This window comes from Arthrobacter sp. 05T410 (assembly GCF_056396505.1).
Genome location: NZ_JBFTLP010000008.1, coordinates 80,848 through 96,866, shown reverse-complemented (window position 1 = coordinate 96,866; position 16,019 = coordinate 80,848). Strand labels below are relative to the sequence as shown.

Below are 16,019 nucleotides of genomic sequence, written 5' to 3'. Positions count from 1 at the left end.
TATATCTACTCCTCAACAATTTCGGTCGTATTCGTGGGTCCGGCCGTCGTTGCCCGGGCTGAGGTCCTGAGGGACTCAGCAAGTTTTTCGAGGGTGCGCGCCGTCAGTTCGACGTCGTCCTGGCTCCAGTCCTGCAGCAGGTCCTGGATGGTGGCCGTCCGCTGGTCCTCGATGAGACGCAGTTTCTCCGTGCCGGCGGCAGACAGGGCGATCAGCTGCGCGCGGCCGTCTTCCGGGTCCGGCCGGCGGACCACATAGCCGTGCTCTTCGAGGTCGGCGATGTGCCGGCTGAGGACCGGGGCGCTGACGCCGAGCCGCTCCGCAAGATGCGTGGCCCGGGATTCGCCCTCCCCCACAAAGCGCAGAACGCCTTGAAGCGCCACTCCGGTGTCCTGCCCGCGCAGGCTGGCGGCGGCAACGCAACGGACCGCGCGCTGCAGATCGAAGATCTGGTAGACGAGTCTGGCTGCAGCGTTGGATTCAACTGACATGATGGACACCCCTCTTTTGTTTGCCCTAGGCAACTATATACGAAAATGGTTACTTCGGGAAACTAACTCTCTCGTGGGAGGTGCCGCGCGGCCCCGGAAGACCCTTAAATAGCAAACGCGGACCGGCCGGGCCTGCCCCTCGCGGTGAGGGGCAGACCCGGCCGGTCCGCGCTGCGCAGCGGTGCTGCTGTGGTGCTGCTGTGGTGTTGGTGCGCCTACGTGGCCAGGTGGGTGGGGCCGAACATCTGGAGCAGGGTTTCGACGACGACGACGTTGGGGCCGTCCGCGGCGAAGCCCGCCTTCAGGGCGTCCCCGACGTCCTCCGGGGCAACCCGGACGGCCGGGACGCCGAAGGACTCTGCCAGCTTGACGAAGTCGGGGCGGGCGAGCTCAGTGGCCGTGGCCTTGCCGAAGGCGCCGACCATGTATTCGCGCAGGATGCCGTAGCCGCCGTCGTCCACAATGAGCCAGGTGACCGGGACGTTGTGCTGCTTGGCGGTGGCGAGCTCGGAGATGGAGTACATCGCCGAGCCGTCGCCGGAGACGGCCAGCACTCTGGCGTGTCCGGCAGGTGCGCCGGCGGATGCGCCGGTGGTTTCGAGCCCGACGGCGCCGCCGATCGCCGCGGGGAAGCCGAAGCCCAGCCCGCCGGCGCCCTGCGCGGAGTGGAACTGGCCGTCGCGGGCATCCCAGCAGCTCCAGCCCCAGTAGGCCGAGATGGTCATGTCCCAGAACGTCTGCATGGCCGCGGGAACGGCCTCGCGGATGTCGGCCATGAACTTCAGTTCCTTGCCGAGGTCCTGGGACTCGAGCCGGGCCTTGACCTTGGCCAGGGTGTCCTTGACGAGTACCTCGGGAGCCGTGCCGTGCCAGTCGGCACGTTCGCCGTGCGGTTCAGTCAGGGCGGCGTCGAGGGCGGCCAGGGCCTGGCCGGCGTCCGCCCGGATGCCCAGTCCCGGGCGGTTGGACTCCAGGACGCGGGGCTCGGCGTCGATCTGGATGATCCGGCCGCGCGGTTCAAAGGTGAAGTAGTTGGAGGTGACCTCGCCCAGGGAGGAGCCGATGACGATCAGCACGTCGGCGTCCTCGAGCACCTCCGTCATGTACTGGTCCTCGATCCAGGACTGCAGGGAGAGCTCATGGTTCCACGGGAACGCGCCGTTGCCGCCCGGGGTGCAGATGACCGGCGCCCGCAGCTTCTCCGCAATCGAGAGCAGCGACTTTTCGGCATGGCCCCGGCGGGTGCCGCCGCCGGCGATGATGGCGGGACGTTCCGCCGTCGAGAGCCATTTCACGGCTTCGCGGACCAGCTCCACGCGGGGCGGGTTGTCGGCCGCTTCGGCGAGGGCGTCCTCCACGGGAGGCACCATGATGGGGTCCAGCAGGACGTTCTGCGGGATTTCGAGCCACACGGGGCCCTGCGGCGAGGAGATCGCCTCGGTCCAGGCATCCTGGATGGCCGAGGGGATGCCGGAGGCGTGCTGGATCAGCCGCTGGGACTTGGTGACGTTCGCGGCCGAGGCCTTCTGGTCATCGAGCTGGTGCAGCATGCCCTTGCGCCGGGCGCCAAGGCCCTCGAGCGGGATCTGGCTGGCCACGACCACCATGGGAACGCCGGTGGCGTAGGCCTCCTGCAGCCCGGCCAGGGACGTCAGCGCGCCCGGGCCGGTGGACAGGAACAGCACGCCGACTTCGCCAGTGGCGCGGGAGTAGCCGTCGGCGGCGAAGGCCGAGTTGTTCTCGACTCGGGAGGAGACGAAGTGCAGGTTCCCGCGGCCCATCGCGTCGAACAGGCCCAGGGCGTGCTGGCCCGGGATGCCGAAGACCGTCTTGGCGCCGAGTGCCTCAAGGGTTTCGACGACGAGGTCCCCGCCGTTGCGCACGCCGGTCATCGCGAAGCCACCGGCGAAGCCACAGAGGAGCTGAAGCCGGCGGGTCGGCGGGATTCCTGGCCGAGGGCCTGGGCAGCGTAGCCGTTCGGGGCGCCGAAGCGGTCCCCTTCGACGGCGCGGTCCGCCATCAGTGTTACGAGTTCGTAGGCGACGTGGCTTGCCGCCACGCCGGTGATCTCGGCGTGGTCGTAGGCCGGGGCGACCTCGACGACGTCGGCACCGACGAGGTTCATGCCGCGGAACCCGCGGATGATTTCCAGCAGCTCGCGGCTCGTGATGCCGCCGGCTTCCGGCGTGCCGGTGCCCGGGGCGTGCGCGGGGTCAAGGACGTCGATGTCCACGGAAATATAGAGCGGGCGGTTGCCGATCCGGTCCCGGACCTTGGCGACCGTCTCCAGGACGCCCTGGTAGTAGACGTCGGCGGAGGTGACGATGCCGAAGCCGAAGCGGTGGTCGTCGTCGAGGTCCTTCTTGCCGTAGAGCGGACCGCGGGTGCCGATGTGGCTGATGGCCTCGGTGTCCAGGATGCCTTCCTCGACGGCGCGGCGGAAGGGTGTGCCGTGGGTGTACTCGGCGCCGAAGTAGGTGTCCCAGGTGTCCAGGTGCGCGTCGAAGTGCAGCATGGCAATGGGGCCGCCGGCGCGCTCGGCGGCGGCGCGCAACAGCGGCAAGGCGATGGTGTGGTCGCCGCCGAGGGTGACGAGCTTGCTGCCGGACGCCGTCAGGTCCAAGGCGTTCTGCTGGATGGTTTCGATGGCGTCGTTGATGTTGAAGGGGTTGACCGCCATGTCGCCGGCGTCGGCAACCTGGATGTTCTCGAAGGGGCTGACGTCCCAGGCCGGGTTGTACGGCCGCAGCAGGCGGCTGGCCTCGCGGATGTGGTTGGCCCCGAAGCGGGCGCCGGGGCGGTAGGAGACGCCGGTGTCGAACGGCACGCCGACCACCGTGACGTCTGCCTTGGCCACCTGGTCCAGGCGCGGCAGGCGGGCATACGTGGCAGCCCCGGCGTAGCGTGGGACGCGGGATGAATCGATGGGGCCAAGGTTGCCATTGGCCTCGATGCGCAGCTCTTCCAAAAGAAGCCTCTCCTTCGAGGATTGACCGACGGTTGTGACAGCCATCATACACTCGAAGTTTCGTATTGCGCATCAGTTGTTTACCAACCTCAGGCGATGGCCGACGCGCCCCGCTCCCCCGTGCGGACGCGGACGGCGTCGCGCACCTCGATAATCCAGATCTTGCCATCGCCGAAGCGGCCCGTGCGCCCTCCCTCTTCAATGGCAGCCATGACGGCGCCGAGGGCGCCCTCGTCGACCAGGACTTCGAGCCGCACCTTGGGCAGCAGGTCCGAGCTGTATTCAGCGCCCCGGTACACCTCGGTATGGCCCCGCTGCCGGCCGTAGCCGCTGGCCTGGCTCACGGTCAGGCCGTTGACCCCGGCCCGCTCCAGGGCCGCGCTAACGGCCGCGACCCGCTCCGGCCGCACAATCGCCGTGACGAGCTTCATGACGACACCCTGCCGCGGACGGCCTCACCCTCGGCCTCGGCGTTGGTCTCGGCCTCGGCTTTGGTCCCGGCTGGGGCTTCGGCCGGGGTCCCGGCGTGGGCCGTCGCGTGGGCCTCGGCCGCATCAGTCCGGGCATGCGGGTCACCGGGGTGGAAGCTGCCGCCGACCATGAGGAGCTCATACGCCGTTTCGGCGTGCTCCGTCACGTCAATGCCGGAGAGCTCGTCGGCTTCGGAAACGCGCATGCCTATGCTCTTGTGGATCGCGAAGCCAATCAGTGTGGTCATGGCGGCGCTCCATGCCGTGACGATCAAGGCGGTGAGAATCTGTGGCCAGAACTGCGCCAGGCCGCCGCCGTAGAACAGGCCGCCGGCCGTCTTGGTGGACGGAAGCGCGAAAAATCCGAGGGCCAGGGTCCCCCACAGGCCGCCCACGAAGTGCACGGCCACGACGTCCAGGGAGTCGTCGAGTCCGATCTTGAACTTCAGCCCGACGGCGAGCGCGCAGACGGCCCCGGCGATCGCGCCGATCAGGATGGCGCCGATGGGGTCGATGAATCCGCAGGCCGGGGTGACTGCCACGAGTCCCGCGACGGCTCCCGAGGCGGCGCCGAGCGAGGTGGCATGCCCGTCGCGCAGCCGCTCGACGAGCAGCCAGCCCAGCAGGGCGGCGCTGGTGGCGAGCAGCGTGTTGGTCCAGGCCAGGGCGGCCGTGGCGTCGGCGGCGAGTTCCGAGCCGGCGTTGAAGCCGAACCAGCCGAACCAGAGCAGCCCTGCGCCGAGCATCACGAACGGCAGGTTGTGCGGGCGGATGTTGGGGTCTTTCATGAAGCCGAGCCGTTTGCCCAGAACCACGGCAAGCATCAGTCCGGCAATGCCGGCGTTCATGTGGACCACCGTGCCGCCGGCGAAGTCGAGGGCCGAGATCTTGCTGCCGATGATGCCGGTAGGTCCGAAAATGCCGCCGCCCCAGACCCAGTGCGCGATCGGCGCGTAAACGAGCGTGACCCAAAGGGCGGCAAAGAGGAGCCAGGGGCCGAACCTGACGCGCTCGGCCACCGCGCCGCTGATCAGTGCGACGGTGATGATGGCGAACGTGGCCTGGAAGCCGACGAAGATCATGTCCGGCAGGCCTGCCGCCTTGGAGCCGATGCTGGTGGTCAGCCCGCTCAGGCCGAAGTTGGTGAAGGGATCCCCGACGAAGCCGCCCAGCGCATCCGGGCCGAAGGCCAGGCCATAGCCCCACAGGGCCCAGACGACGGCCACCACGCCCATGGCGCCGAAGCTCATCATCATGATGTTGAGGACGGACTTCATTCTGACGAGCCCGCCGTAGAAGAACGCAAGCCCGGGGGTCATCAGGAGGACCAGAGCGGACGCCGTGAGCATCCACGCGGTCGATCCGGGGTCAAGGACCTGCGGATCTGTTGCCATTCCTACTGCAAGCACAGAGAACTTCATAGCGGGAGCCTTCCTCGAGTGCCGGCGCTCCGAGGGCGCCGATGCGGCGAGACCATGTGACGTTTGGGACTGACGAGCGTCCCCCCGCCGTTGACGCTACTCACGGCGTGTTTCGGGAAGGCTTTCCCATTCTTGCGGGCACGTTACGTGCCGGCTCCGGGCATTAAATTGCCGTTTCCGGCAGATTGCCAGGATGTGACGCACATCTCACCAGGGCCGATCTCACCAAGGAAAGGGACGTCAGCTGTACTTGAGGGTGAGCAGCAGGCGCTTGAGCTGGCTGTACTGCTCCGTGGTCATCCAGGCCTTGGCGGCGTCGACGGAGGCAAACGCCGGGCTGCCGAAGAGCACCTTGGCCTCCGCCCCGCCGTTGGCGAAGCTGACGTAGGCGGAGCCGGAGTCAGAGACCGCGGGCGCGAAGTCGCGTTGCTTGCGGACGCTCATGTGGAAATCGGACTGGTCGGCGAGGGAATCGAACGCGAAGCCGAAGGCCAGCTGCTCGCCGTCCACATCTTTCAGCCCCGGCACCGGGGCGGTGTCCAGCACGGTGCGGGCCACAGGGCCGGAAGCGTTGCTGGCGCTGGTGCTGCTGGTGACGGAAGCCAGTTCGTTGCCGGTGGCGTCGGCGATGACCGCCTGCACGTCCCGCAGCTTGGCCGCGTTCCCGGGCGAGCCCACCAACCGGACGGACCAGCCGCTCGGATAGGAGAAGGAGAGGTGCCCGTCCGGGAAGGTGAAGGTTTTCACGCCGGCCACCGCGCTGGCCGTGGCTGTGGGCGCGGCCGGGACGGGGGTAGCGGAGGCGCTCGGGGCAGCCGAGGGCAGGGCCGAAGCGGCGGAGGAGGCGGTCGGGGCAGCCGCACCGGATTCCTGCTGCGCCGGGGCCGCGGTTTCACTGGCGGGACCGCTTGCCGTTTCGCCGGCCCGCTGGCCCGCGGCGGCGCACGAGCTCAGGCCAAGGGCGGCCGCGAGCGCGGCGGCCACGGCCAGGGACAGAAAGACGTTGTTGCGGTTCATGGATCCCCCAGTTGATGACGCGAGCGGCTTCCGCTCGTCCTGTGTATCTCCGGCGTGCGCCGTGCGGATACTTTTGCGGTGGTTACGGATGCTTTCATGCCCTCAGCGGCTGGCGGCGGGTACGAGCACCCACAGCACCTCGACGGCGTCGTCCGTGGGATTGACCCAGGTGTGGGGTTCCCGGCCGGGGAACGTTACGGTGTCTCCGGTGCTGAGCTCGAATTCCTCATTCGTGAGGATCAGGCGGATGCTGCCCTTGACCACATGCAGGACGTCGACGTCGCAGTCCACGGCATAGAGTTCGGACTCGCCGCGCCCGCGCGGCTCGATCACGGCCTGGATGATCTGGACGCGGCGCTCGGAGCGCGCGGTCAGCAGCCGCTCGACGATCCCCTCGCCGCCGAGGGAGATTCGAGGGCCCTCATTCTGCTTCGTGAGGTGCGTTTCGGGGGCGGCGAAGAGGTCGCCGATAGAGATCGACAAAACCTGGCACAGCGTTACCAGGGAGGCAACCGAGGGCGAGGTCAGGTCCCGCTCGACCCGGCTCAGGAATCCCTTGGTGAGCCCGGTGGCGTCTGCGACCTGTTCAATGGTGAGCCGCTGGGACTGCCTGGCGGCGCGGATCCGCGAACCGATGGCAACGGGAACATTGCTCGGTTCAACTGGTAGTGCCTTCATTTAGGAACCTTTCACGGCCGGCCGCTTGGCCCCATCATTGGAGCAATCCTAGCGGGAGCGGGCCTTCGTGACGCGGAGGCGGCGGCACCACGCCCGGCGTCTTGACTGTTACCGGAGTCACAGCATACTCTTCTGGGCAACATGTGTTGCCTATAAGGCAAAACCGGAGGTTCCGACGGAAATCCTCCTCTACCCACGTCATGCAGCGGCAGCCTTGCCGACCACCCTGTTGAGGCCCGGCAGGCCCGCATCCGCTGTCAACCAGCTCCAAGGAGCCTTTATATGGACGCAACTTTCGTCAACATCGCAATCGTGGTGGTGTACCTGGCCGCCATGCTGGCGTTCGGATGGTGGGGCAAGTCCCGCACCAAGAACAATAGCGACTTCCTCGTGGCCGGCCGCCGCCTCGGTCCGTTCCTCTACACCGGCACCATGGCCGCCGTGGTCCTGGGCGGCGCCTCGACCGTCGGCGGCGTGGGCCTGGGCTACAAGTTCGGCATCTCCGGCATGTGGCTCGTCGTCGCAATCGGCGCCGGCGTCCTGCTGCTGAGCCTGCTCTTCGCCAGCACCATCCAGAAGCTGAAGATCTATACCGTCTCCCAGATGCTGACCCTGCGCTACGGCAGCAACGCCACGCAGACCTCGGGCATCGTCATGCTTGCCTACACGCTGATGCTCTGCGCCACCTCCACGGGCGCCTACGCCACCATCTTCGTGGTGCTCTTCGGCTGGGACCGCGCCCTCGCGATCGCCGTCGGCGGGGCAATCGTGCTGGTGTACTCGACCATCGGCGGCATGTGGTCCATCACGCTGGCCGACCAGGTCCAGTTCGTCATCAAGACGGTCGGCATTTTCTTCCTGATGCTGCCGTTCACGCTCAACGCCGCCGGCGGCCTCGACGGGATCCGCAGCCGGGTGGACGCCACCTTCTTCCAGATCGACGGCATCGGCGCCCAGACGATCATCACGTACTTTGTGGTCTACACCCTCGGCCTGCTGATCGGCCAGGACATCTGGCAGCGCGTGTTCACCGCCAAGACGCCTGAAGTTGCCCGCTGGGGCGGCGCCACGGCCGGCATCTACTGCATCCTCTACGGCGCAGCCGGCGCCCTGATCGGCCTCGGCGCCCGGGTGGCCCTGCCGCAGATCGACGTCAAGGCCCTGGGCAAGGACGTCGTCTACGCAGAGGTCGCCACCCACCTGCTGCCCATCGGCATCGGCGGCCTCGTGCTGGCCGCCGCCGTCGCCGCCATGATGTCCACCGCCTCCGGCGCCCTGATCGCGGCCGCCACCGTGGCCCGCGCCGATGTGCTGCCGTTCGTTGCCGGCTGGTTCGGCAAGACGGTCAACACCGATGACACAGACAACCCGGAACACGACGTCAAGGCCAACCGCATGTGGGTCCTGGGCCTGGGCATCGTGGCAATCGTGATCGCCATCGTCACCAAGGACGTTGTCGCGGCCCTGACCATTGCGTACGACATCCTGGTTGGCGGCCTGCTCGTGGCCATCCTTGGCGGCCTGGTCTGGAAGCGCGGCACCGGCGTCGCCGCCGCGGCGTCCATGGCGGTGGGCTCGGTCATCACGCTCGGCACCATGATCATCCTGGAAATCAACGCCGAGGTTCCGCTGGACGGCATCTACGCCAACGAGCCGATCTACTACGGCCTGGCGGCTTCCGCGGTCGTCTACATCGCGGTGTCGCTGCTGACCAAGCCGACGGATCCCGCGGTCATGCAGAACTGGCGCCGGCGTGTCGCCGGCAGCGCGGCCGAGGAAGAAAAGGCCCCGGCCCTCACGCACTAGGGCCCAGGCCCGGCTGGGTCTTGACCGCAAGTTAAAGGTCGACGGCGGCGCTCCCCTTTCGGGGGCGCCGCCGTCGGCCTTTAGGCAACTTAACGGGCCGCGCGAGGATCACTCATTTTCCTCCGGCGCAAGGAATTCTTCACCTTCCACGGGCACCACCGGCTTCTCGTCGCCCAGGAAGTCTTCCGCGTCCAGGGGAACGAGCCGGTCGGCCTCTTCGAGAAGCTCCTCGTCCTCGGTCTCCGCGGCATCACTGACGGGCGCGTCCTCGGCGTAGTCGTAGGCGGGATCGGACTCGAGTGACTCCCGGGCCGGCTGGATGGGATGTGATGCGGTGCTATCCATGATGCAACCTCCATGCGGCTTCGGTGGCGGCAAGGCCCCGGGGAGCCCGCCCTGGGTTTCATTCGAACACCGCGGACCCGGGCGGTCAAGGGCTCACAATTGCTGCCGGAAAGCGGCTGCGGGCGGGCCCGCCGGAGCAGGGCAGTTACGGCCTCCCTAAACTTTCCACTGAGGATTGCCAGCCGGAAAAGCGCGGAAATACGGGGTAGTCTGGAGTCGCAATGGGGCCGGACCATGCCCGACCAAACCCAGGAGTTTTTCGTGTCTCAGCACACCGAATCGGACCGCAACGATTCTTCGCAGCACCACCCGACACAGCCCTCTTCGGTCCGCGATACGGACCCGCGCCCCGCCTCGCCGCACGCCTCTGCTGGCCCCGGGGCGGCTCCCTCCACTGCCGCTCCCGTCAGCGCACCGAGCCCCTCGCCCGCAACAGACGCGAGCGCAGCGCCCAGCGCAGCGGACATCAAGCGCTGGCGACAGTATCTCGCCGATGAACGTGCCGAGGCGGCCGTCTACCGGGACCTGGCGCAGAACCGCGCCGGGGAGGAACGCGCCATCCTGCTGGCGCTGGCCGAGGCCGAGGGACGCCATGAAGCGCACTGGCTCCAGTTGCTGGGCGATCACGCCGGCAAGGACCGGCATGCCTCCCTCCGGAGCCGGTTCCTGGGATTCCTGGCCAGGCACTTCGGCTCGGTCTTCGTCCTGGCCCTGGCCCAGCGGGCGGAGAGCCGCTCCCCGTACGCCACCGAATCGTTCGCCACCCCGGCCATGGTCGCCGACGAGCAGATCCACGAAGAAGTGGTCCGCGGGCTGGCCACCCGGGGCCGCAACCGGCTGGCCGGAACGTTCCGCGCCGCCGTCTTCGGCGCCAACGACGGGCTGGTCAGCAACCTGTCCCTCGTCATGGGCATGGCGGCCTCGGGCGTGGGCAGCCAGGTGGTACTCCTCAGCGGCGTCGCCGGGCTGTTGGCCGGCGCACTGTCCATGGGGGCCGGCGAGTTCATTTCCGTGCGGTCGCAGCGGGAGCTCCTCGCCGCGACCCGACCCACCCAGATCACGTTGGCGGCGGCGCCGCTGCTCGATATCGAGCACAACGAACTCCTGCTCGTCTACCTGGCCCGCGGCATGTCCCGGGAGGCCGCCGAGCACCGCGTCGCGGAGCGGATGGGCCTGCTGGACTGCGACTGCGATCCCAGCCTGTCCCTGCGTCCGGAACTGCCCGAAAGCGAGGACCAGCACGAGGCGGTCGGCACCGCCTGGGGCGCGGCGGCGTCGAGCTTCTGCTTCTTCGCCTCCGGCGCGATCGTGCCCATCATTCCCTTCCTGCTGGGCATGACAGGACTCGCCGCACTGGTGGTTTCCGCGTCCCTCGTCGGCTTGGCGCTGCTGCTTACCGGCGGCGTCGTGGGCCTGCTCTCCGGTACCTCGCCCGCCACCCGCGGCCTGCGCCAGCTGGCCATCGGCATGGGTGCCGCGGGCGTGACGTACCTGCTGGGCATGGCCTTCGGCGCCGTGGTTGGCTAGTGGACGGCCCTGAATTTCGGGACCGCGGACCTCGGCACAGCCGGCCAGCCACCGCTCTGCGGATCATCAGGAACCTCGCCGCCGCCGCGGTGATCGCCGCCGGCGCCTTCCTCACCGCCGGACTCGTCTACGGCGATCCGAGGTTCACGGGCCTCTTCGAGGTCTCCCGAGGAACGGGGAACAACGCAGGGCACAGTGCAGAAAACAAAGCAGGCAGTGACCTGCAGGCACAGCCCCAGGCTGGCCAGAAATCCGGCCAGCCTGCCGTGCCGGCCGGCGAAGACCGGACGGACACTCCCCCGCCCGGGCTCGAGGAGCAGGACCACCCCCTCGGCGCGGCCCGGAAACCGGAGGCCGCCAGCACCTCGTACAAGTTCCTCGCAACGAATGACGACGGCACTCCGGTGGGTTACTCGCCGTGCCGCCCGCTGCACTACGTCATCAATGCCACCCTGGCCCCGCCGGGTGCCGAGCGGCTCGTGGACGACTCGATCAGGACGATCTCGGAGGCCACCGGAATCACCTTCATCAATGACGGCCCCACGTCCGAGGCCCCCTCGTCCACACGTGCGCCCTACCAAAAGAATCTCTACGGGGACCGGTGGGCGCCGCTGCTGATCGCCTGGACCACCCCGGAGCAGGCGCCGCAGCTCAAAGGCCCGGTGATCGGCACAGGCGGAAGCACACACTTCAGTTTCGGCGACGGCCCCAAGAGCTTCGTCACCGGCAGCCTGGAGCTGGATGCCCCGCAAATCGCGGAAGACCTGGACCGCTCCGAGGGAGCGGCCTATGCCACGGCCGTGATCCTGCACGAGCTCGGCCATGTGATGGGCCTGGAGCATGTCGATGACCCGGCCCAGCTGATGTACCCCGAGATCGGAGCCCCGGACGGGCTTGCCGCCGGCGACCTGAACGGACTCTACGAGCTCGGCCACGCCCAGTGCCGCAAGGATCTCTGACCCCCTAGCGCTCCAGCGCCTCAAGGGCTTCTTCGACCGTATCGACCAGGAAGATCCTTCCCTCCATCCGGCGCCCTGACGCCAGGCTCTGTAAGAGGGGCCAGGCCGGGAATCGCCGCAGCCAGTGTTCGTGCCCCACCAGGACCATGGGAGTGACGGTTTCCGGAGCGGCGTAGTAGTTCTCGCAGGCGTCCTGGAAGATCTCCTGGACCGTGCCGCCCGAACCCGGCAAAAAGACAATGCCGCCGTTGCACAGTTCAAGCAGGATGGCTTCCCGGATGGCATTCGCGAAGTATTTGGCCACATGCGTGGCGAAGAAGTTCGGTGGTTCATGGCCGTAAAACCATGTGGGAATCCCCAGCGACGGCACACCCTCCGGGTGGCGTTGGGCGACCGCCGCGGCCGTCCGCGCCCAGGCGGCCACCGAGGGGCGGAAGGACGGCACCGCCGAGAGGTCGGCCAGGGCCCGCCGGAAGTCCGGTTCGGGGGCCTCGCTGAGGAAGGCGCCAAAATTCGCGGCCTCCATGGCCCCGGGGCCGCCGCCCGTGGCTACCACCCGGCCGCTGCGGGCCAGCAGCCGGCCCAGCAGCGCGGCTCCTTCAAAGACGGCGGTGCCGCGGCGGGCAACGTGTCCGCCCATGACCCCCACCATCGTGCGGCCAGCGCGGAGATAGGTGCCGGCCAGTTCGTCGAGGGCCACGCCGATCGAGTGGTCATGCAGGGCGGCGGCCAGTGTCGCATCCAGCCGGCGTCGCTGGCCCGGCCGGATGCTCCACTGGTACACCCGAGCGTCGAGCGTGTCCTCGTAGGGTGAGGTGGCGATCCCGGAATAGAGTTCCTGCGGCGTGTACAGCTGCCCGCGGTAGGGGTTGAACGGCACGGCCGTGAGCCGGGGAAAGATGAGGGCGCCCCGGCCGCGCAGCAAGTCCTCCACACCGTCGTCGAACCTGCAGCCCAGGAAGACCGCGCCCTGGGCCTCAAGCGCCTCCAGCTGGGCCCGGCGGCCCCGCAGGTCCAGCGACTGGACATGCCAGCCGTGCATGCTGCGCGCCCCCGCCGCGACCAGCCGGTCGAAACCGGCAAGGCTCTCGACCTCCAACGTGCGGGGGCTGGGGTGAAGGCTGCGGGCGGCGTTCATGGAGCCAGCCTAGACCGTGGCCAAGCTCCCCCGTTGCGCTATCACTCTTGGTGGCCATTCCGGGATCTTAAGGCCCAAAAGTGATAGCGCAACGGGGGTGCGTGCGGATTAGGAGACCTGGAGGCCGCCGTTGATGTCATAGGTGGCCGCGGTGATGTAACCGGCGTCCGGGCCGAGCAGGAAGGCGATCAGGGCCGCCACTTCCTCGCGGCTGCCGACCCGACCCATCATGATGCCCTCCGACATCTGCGCCTTGCGTTCCTCGCTCAGGGTGCCGCCCATGATGTCGGTGTCGATGGGGCCGGGGGCGATGGCGTTGACCGTGACCCCGAACTCGCCCACCTCGCGGGCCAGTGCGCGGGTGAATCCGATGATCCCGGCCTTGGAGGCGCTGTAGGCGACCTTTGAGTAGGTGCCGCCGCCCCGCTGTGCCGAAATCGAGGAGATGCTCACGATCCGGCCGAGCTTGCGCTCGATCATGCCTTTGAGCACGCGCTGGGAAACGATGAAGGATCCGCGCATGTTGATGGCGAAGACCTTGTCCCATTCCTCGACCGTGGTGTCCATGAACGGCGTCGGGGAACTGATGCCGGCCAGGTTGGCCAGCGCGACGATCGGGGGCAGCGAGCCCTCGATCTCGGTGATGGCCCGGTCAACCGACGCGGCGTCGGAGACGTCCGCACCGACGCCGATGGCCTTGACCGCACGGTTGGAACCGATTTCGGCGGCAGCGGCGCTGGCGTCCTCGGCATTGATGTCCAGGATTGCGATGGACCAGCCCTCGCTGGCCAGGCGGTCGGCGGCGGCACGGCCGATGCCGCGGGCTGACGCGGCTCCGGTCAGGACCACGGTGCGTTCAGTGGGGAACGGGGTATTTGATGTCATGACGAAGATTCCTTCGGGGGTTTCGGATCAGGATACTTTGGCCGGGTCGACGGCGGCAGCCGCTGCGACCGCGGGGTCAAGGCTGGCGTCGCCTTCGGGGCGCCGGCGGGCGTACAGGTAGGTGGCCACGGCCGTGATGCACAGGCACAGGGACAGGAACAGGAGCCCGCTCTGGTTGCTTCCGGTGGCGTCCTTGAGGAGGCCGACCGCGTACGGGGAGATGAAGCCGCCGAGGTTTCCGAGGGAGTTCACCAGGGCCAGCCCGGAAGCGGCAGCCGCACCGGTCAGTGCCGCGGAGGGCATCGAGAGGAAGGGGGCGATCGCCCCGTAGATCCCCATGGCGGAGAGCGTCAGACCGACCATCGCGAGGAATGGGTTCACCGGCAGCAGGTAGCCGGCGGCCACGAGCCCGACGCCCGCAAGCACCATGCTGACCGAGGCGTGCCAGGCACGCTTGCCGGTCCGGTCCGCGCGCTTGCTCCAGAAGTAGACGAATACTGCGGCCACGGCATAGGGGATGAAGACGATGAAGCCGACCTCTGCCGTGGAGAACTTGCCCAGGGCCGCGACGATGGTGGGCATCCACAGGCCCAGGCCGTAAATCCCGCACACCAGGCCGAAGTACAGGGCGGAGTAGACCAGGGTGCGCTTGTCCTTGAGCCCTGCCATGAAGTTGTGCTTGCCCGACTGGGACTTGGCGGCCAGTTCGGCGTCCATGGTGGCGGTGAGCCAGTTGCGCTCGTCGGCTTCGAGCCATTTGGCGTCCCGCGGACGGTCCGTCATGAGGATGGGTGTCAGCAGGCCGAGGGCGATCGCCGGGATGCCTTCGATGATGTAGAGCCACTGCCAGCCCTGGAGGCCCATGACGCCGTCCATCTGCAGCAGGAGCCCGGACACCGGGGCGCCGAGCGCGTTGGATACGGGCTGGGCAAGGATGAAGATGCCCAGCACGGTGACGCGCTGCGCGGCAGGGAACCACAGCGTCAGGTAGAACAGGATCGCCGGGAAGAACCCGGCCTCGGCGGCACCGAGCAGGAACCGGACGATGTAATACGTGGTTTCACCGTTCACCAGGCACATGGCGGTGGCGAAGATGCCCCACGTGATCAGGATGCGGGCCAGCCATTTCCGGGCTCCGAACCGGTACATGCCGGCGTTGCTGGGAACCTCCAGGAGGGCGTAGCCAAGGAAGAAGATGCCGGCGCCCAGACCGTAGGCAGCGGAGTTCAGGCCGATGTCCTCGCTCATGGTGAGTTTGGCGAATCCGACGTTGTTGCGGTCCAGGTAGGCAACGAAGTAGAGCAGGACAATCAGGGGCATGACGCGGCGGCGGACCTTGCGGAGCGTGCGGTCGCCCAGTTCGCCGAGTCCGAAGGACTTGGGGGTTAATGAAGTCATCATCGACCTTCTTAAGTGTTTTCCTGCCCTGCTGCTGTGCCGGGTGAGGAAAGCGGTGGATTGGGGTGGTCATCCTGCCCGCCTGGAAGTGCGTGCTGCAGGATACTTGTTGAGTCAGATGTCAGACATCTGATTCAGGAACTAGCCAAAATCTTAGAATGTGATTCGGATTACGTCAAGAGTCCGGAGGCGGACGTCAGGACTTGGCGCCCCGGACGTAGCGCTCGTAGTCCGCATTGGTCTGGTCCATGTGCTCATCCATCGCCTGCCGCGAGCGCTCGGCGTCGCCGCTCAAAATGCTGTCCAGGACCCGCTGGTGGTAATCGATGGCGTGCTGCTGGATCACCTCGACGGCCGACGTTTCGCGCCGGGTCACGTACAGCAGCTGGCCCAGCTGGGCGAACAGGGCCCGGACAAAGGGGTTGCCGGACGCCTTCAGGACGGCGTCGTGGAAACCAATGTCCGCCTCCACGAAGCGGTCCAGGTCGCCGGAGTCGTGGAAGCGCTTCATGTCCGCGATGCACTCGCGCATGCGCTCGGCCTGCTCCGGGGTATAGCGTTTGGCGGCGAGCGCCGCGGCCCCGGTCTCCACCATGCGGCGCATCTCAATCAGCCCCACCGAGACCTGGTCGGCCGCATTGCCATGGGAGGCTGCCTTGAAGATCGCGTCCAGACCGGTCCAGTTGTCCGTGGGATTGACGAAGGTTCCCCGGCCGGCCTTCACATAGAGGATGTTTTGCGCCCGGAGGGCTTTGAGGGCCTCACGCACGGTGAGCCGGCTAACGCCGTAGGCCTTGGCGATGTCGGCCTCGGGCGGAATCGGGTTGTGGGGCAGGAGCTTTCCGTCAAGGATTTCGGTCAGCAGGCCGTCGACGAGATCGTCGACCAGTGTCCTGCGGCCCATCCCAGTTCCCAC

The 16,019-nt window shown here is 67.7% G+C and carries 15 protein-coding genes; 3 read left to right on the top strand and 12 right to left on the bottom strand.

The window, feature by feature from the left end:
* Positions 1-5: 5 nt before the first annotated feature.
* The 7 genes from AC1DFR_RS12855 to AC1DFR_RS12825 form a co-directional block, all read right to left on the bottom strand.
* Positions 6-491 carry a MarR family winged helix-turn-helix transcriptional regulator gene (locus tag AC1DFR_RS12855; RefSeq protein WP_476859696.1) on the bottom strand — a complete coding sequence of 162 codons (486 nt, stop codon included), beginning with the start codon at positions 489-491 and terminating at the stop codon, positions 6-8.
* Positions 492-706: 215 nt separating this feature from the next.
* A complete protein-coding gene (locus tag AC1DFR_RS12850; RefSeq protein WP_476851379.1) occupies positions 707-2,383 on the bottom strand; it encodes a thiamine pyrophosphate-binding protein in 1,677 nt (558 codons plus the stop codon).
* Positions 2,380-3,459: an agmatinase gene (gene speB / locus AC1DFR_RS12845; protein ID WP_476851378.1), complete on the bottom strand. Its 1,080-nt coding sequence runs from the start codon at positions 3,457-3,459 to the stop codon at positions 2,380-2,382. The genes AC1DFR_RS12850 and speB overlap by 4 nt, the downstream gene beginning before the upstream one ends.
* Before the next feature lie 89 nt (positions 3,460-3,548).
* Positions 3,549-3,890 (bottom strand): P-II family nitrogen regulator, encoded by a 342-nt coding sequence (locus AC1DFR_RS12840; RefSeq protein ID WP_230007931.1) that lies wholly within the window; start codon positions 3,888-3,890, stop codon positions 3,549-3,551.
* The gene (locus AC1DFR_RS12835; protein ID WP_476873515.1) at positions 3,887-5,350 is read right to left on the bottom strand and encodes an ammonium transporter; all 1,464 of its coding nucleotides are present in this window, start codon (positions 5,348-5,350) and stop codon (positions 3,887-3,889) included. Before AC1DFR_RS12835 ends, AC1DFR_RS12840 begins: the two co-directional genes overlap by 4 nt.
* A 240-nt stretch (positions 5,351-5,590) precedes the next feature.
* On the bottom strand, positions 5,591-6,367 hold the full coding sequence (locus AC1DFR_RS12830) for a hypothetical protein (RefSeq protein WP_476873514.1): 777 nt from the start codon (positions 6,365-6,367) through the stop codon (positions 5,591-5,593).
* Between the two features lie 102 nt (positions 6,368-6,469).
* On the bottom strand, positions 6,470-7,045 hold the full coding sequence (locus AC1DFR_RS12825) for a helix-turn-helix domain-containing protein (RefSeq protein ID WP_018775913.1): 576 nt from the start codon (positions 7,043-7,045) through the stop codon (positions 6,470-6,472).
* A gap of 282 nt (positions 7,046-7,327) precedes the next feature.
* On the opposite strand from AC1DFR_RS12825, the gene AC1DFR_RS12820 reads away from it, so the two are divergent.
* On the top strand, positions 7,328-8,851 hold the full coding sequence (locus AC1DFR_RS12820; RefSeq protein WP_476873513.1) for a sodium:solute symporter family protein: 1,524 nt from the start codon (positions 7,328-7,330) through the stop codon (positions 8,849-8,851).
* Positions 8,852-8,959: 108 nt separating this feature from the next.
* Here the strand turns inward: AC1DFR_RS12820 and AC1DFR_RS12815 are convergent, their stop codons facing one another.
* Positions 8,960-9,196, bottom strand: coding sequence for a hypothetical protein (locus AC1DFR_RS12815; protein WP_079550403.1), 237 nt, complete (start codon positions 9,194-9,196; stop codon positions 8,960-8,962).
* 234 nt (positions 9,197-9,430) lie between these two features.
* On the opposite strand from AC1DFR_RS12815, the gene AC1DFR_RS12810 reads away from it, so the two are divergent.
* Complete coding sequence (locus AC1DFR_RS12810; RefSeq protein WP_476873512.1) at positions 9,431-10,723, top strand: VIT1/CCC1 transporter family protein; 1,293 nt, start codon at positions 9,431-9,433, stop codon at positions 10,721-10,723.
* Positions 10,723-11,682: a matrixin family metalloprotease gene (locus tag AC1DFR_RS12805; RefSeq protein WP_230009159.1), complete on the top strand. Its 960-nt coding sequence runs from the start codon at positions 10,723-10,725 to the stop codon at positions 11,680-11,682. Before AC1DFR_RS12810 ends, AC1DFR_RS12805 begins: the two co-directional genes overlap by 1 nt.
* A gap of 4 nt (positions 11,683-11,686) precedes the next feature.
* Here AC1DFR_RS12805 and AC1DFR_RS12800 read toward each other — a convergent pair whose 3' ends face one another.
* The 4 genes from AC1DFR_RS12800 to AC1DFR_RS12785 form a co-directional block, all read right to left on the bottom strand.
* Positions 11,687-12,820, bottom strand: coding sequence for an LOG family protein (locus tag AC1DFR_RS12800; RefSeq protein ID WP_476859692.1), 1,134 nt, complete (start codon positions 12,818-12,820; stop codon positions 11,687-11,689).
* Positions 12,821-12,928: 108 nt separating this feature from the next.
* Complete coding sequence (locus tag AC1DFR_RS12795) at positions 12,929-13,705, bottom strand: SDR family NAD(P)-dependent oxidoreductase (protein ID WP_476873511.1); 777 nt, start codon at positions 13,703-13,705, stop codon at positions 12,929-12,931.
* Positions 13,706-13,732: 27 nt separating this feature from the next.
* Positions 13,733-15,106, bottom strand: coding sequence for an MFS transporter (locus AC1DFR_RS12790; RefSeq protein WP_476851305.1), 1,374 nt, complete (start codon positions 15,104-15,106; stop codon positions 13,733-13,735).
* Between the two features lie 193 nt (positions 15,107-15,299).
* Positions 15,300-16,007 (bottom strand): FadR/GntR family transcriptional regulator, encoded by a 708-nt coding sequence (locus tag AC1DFR_RS12785; protein ID WP_079550394.1) that lies wholly within the window; start codon positions 16,005-16,007, stop codon positions 15,300-15,302.
* Positions 16,008-16,019 lie beyond the last annotated feature (12 nt).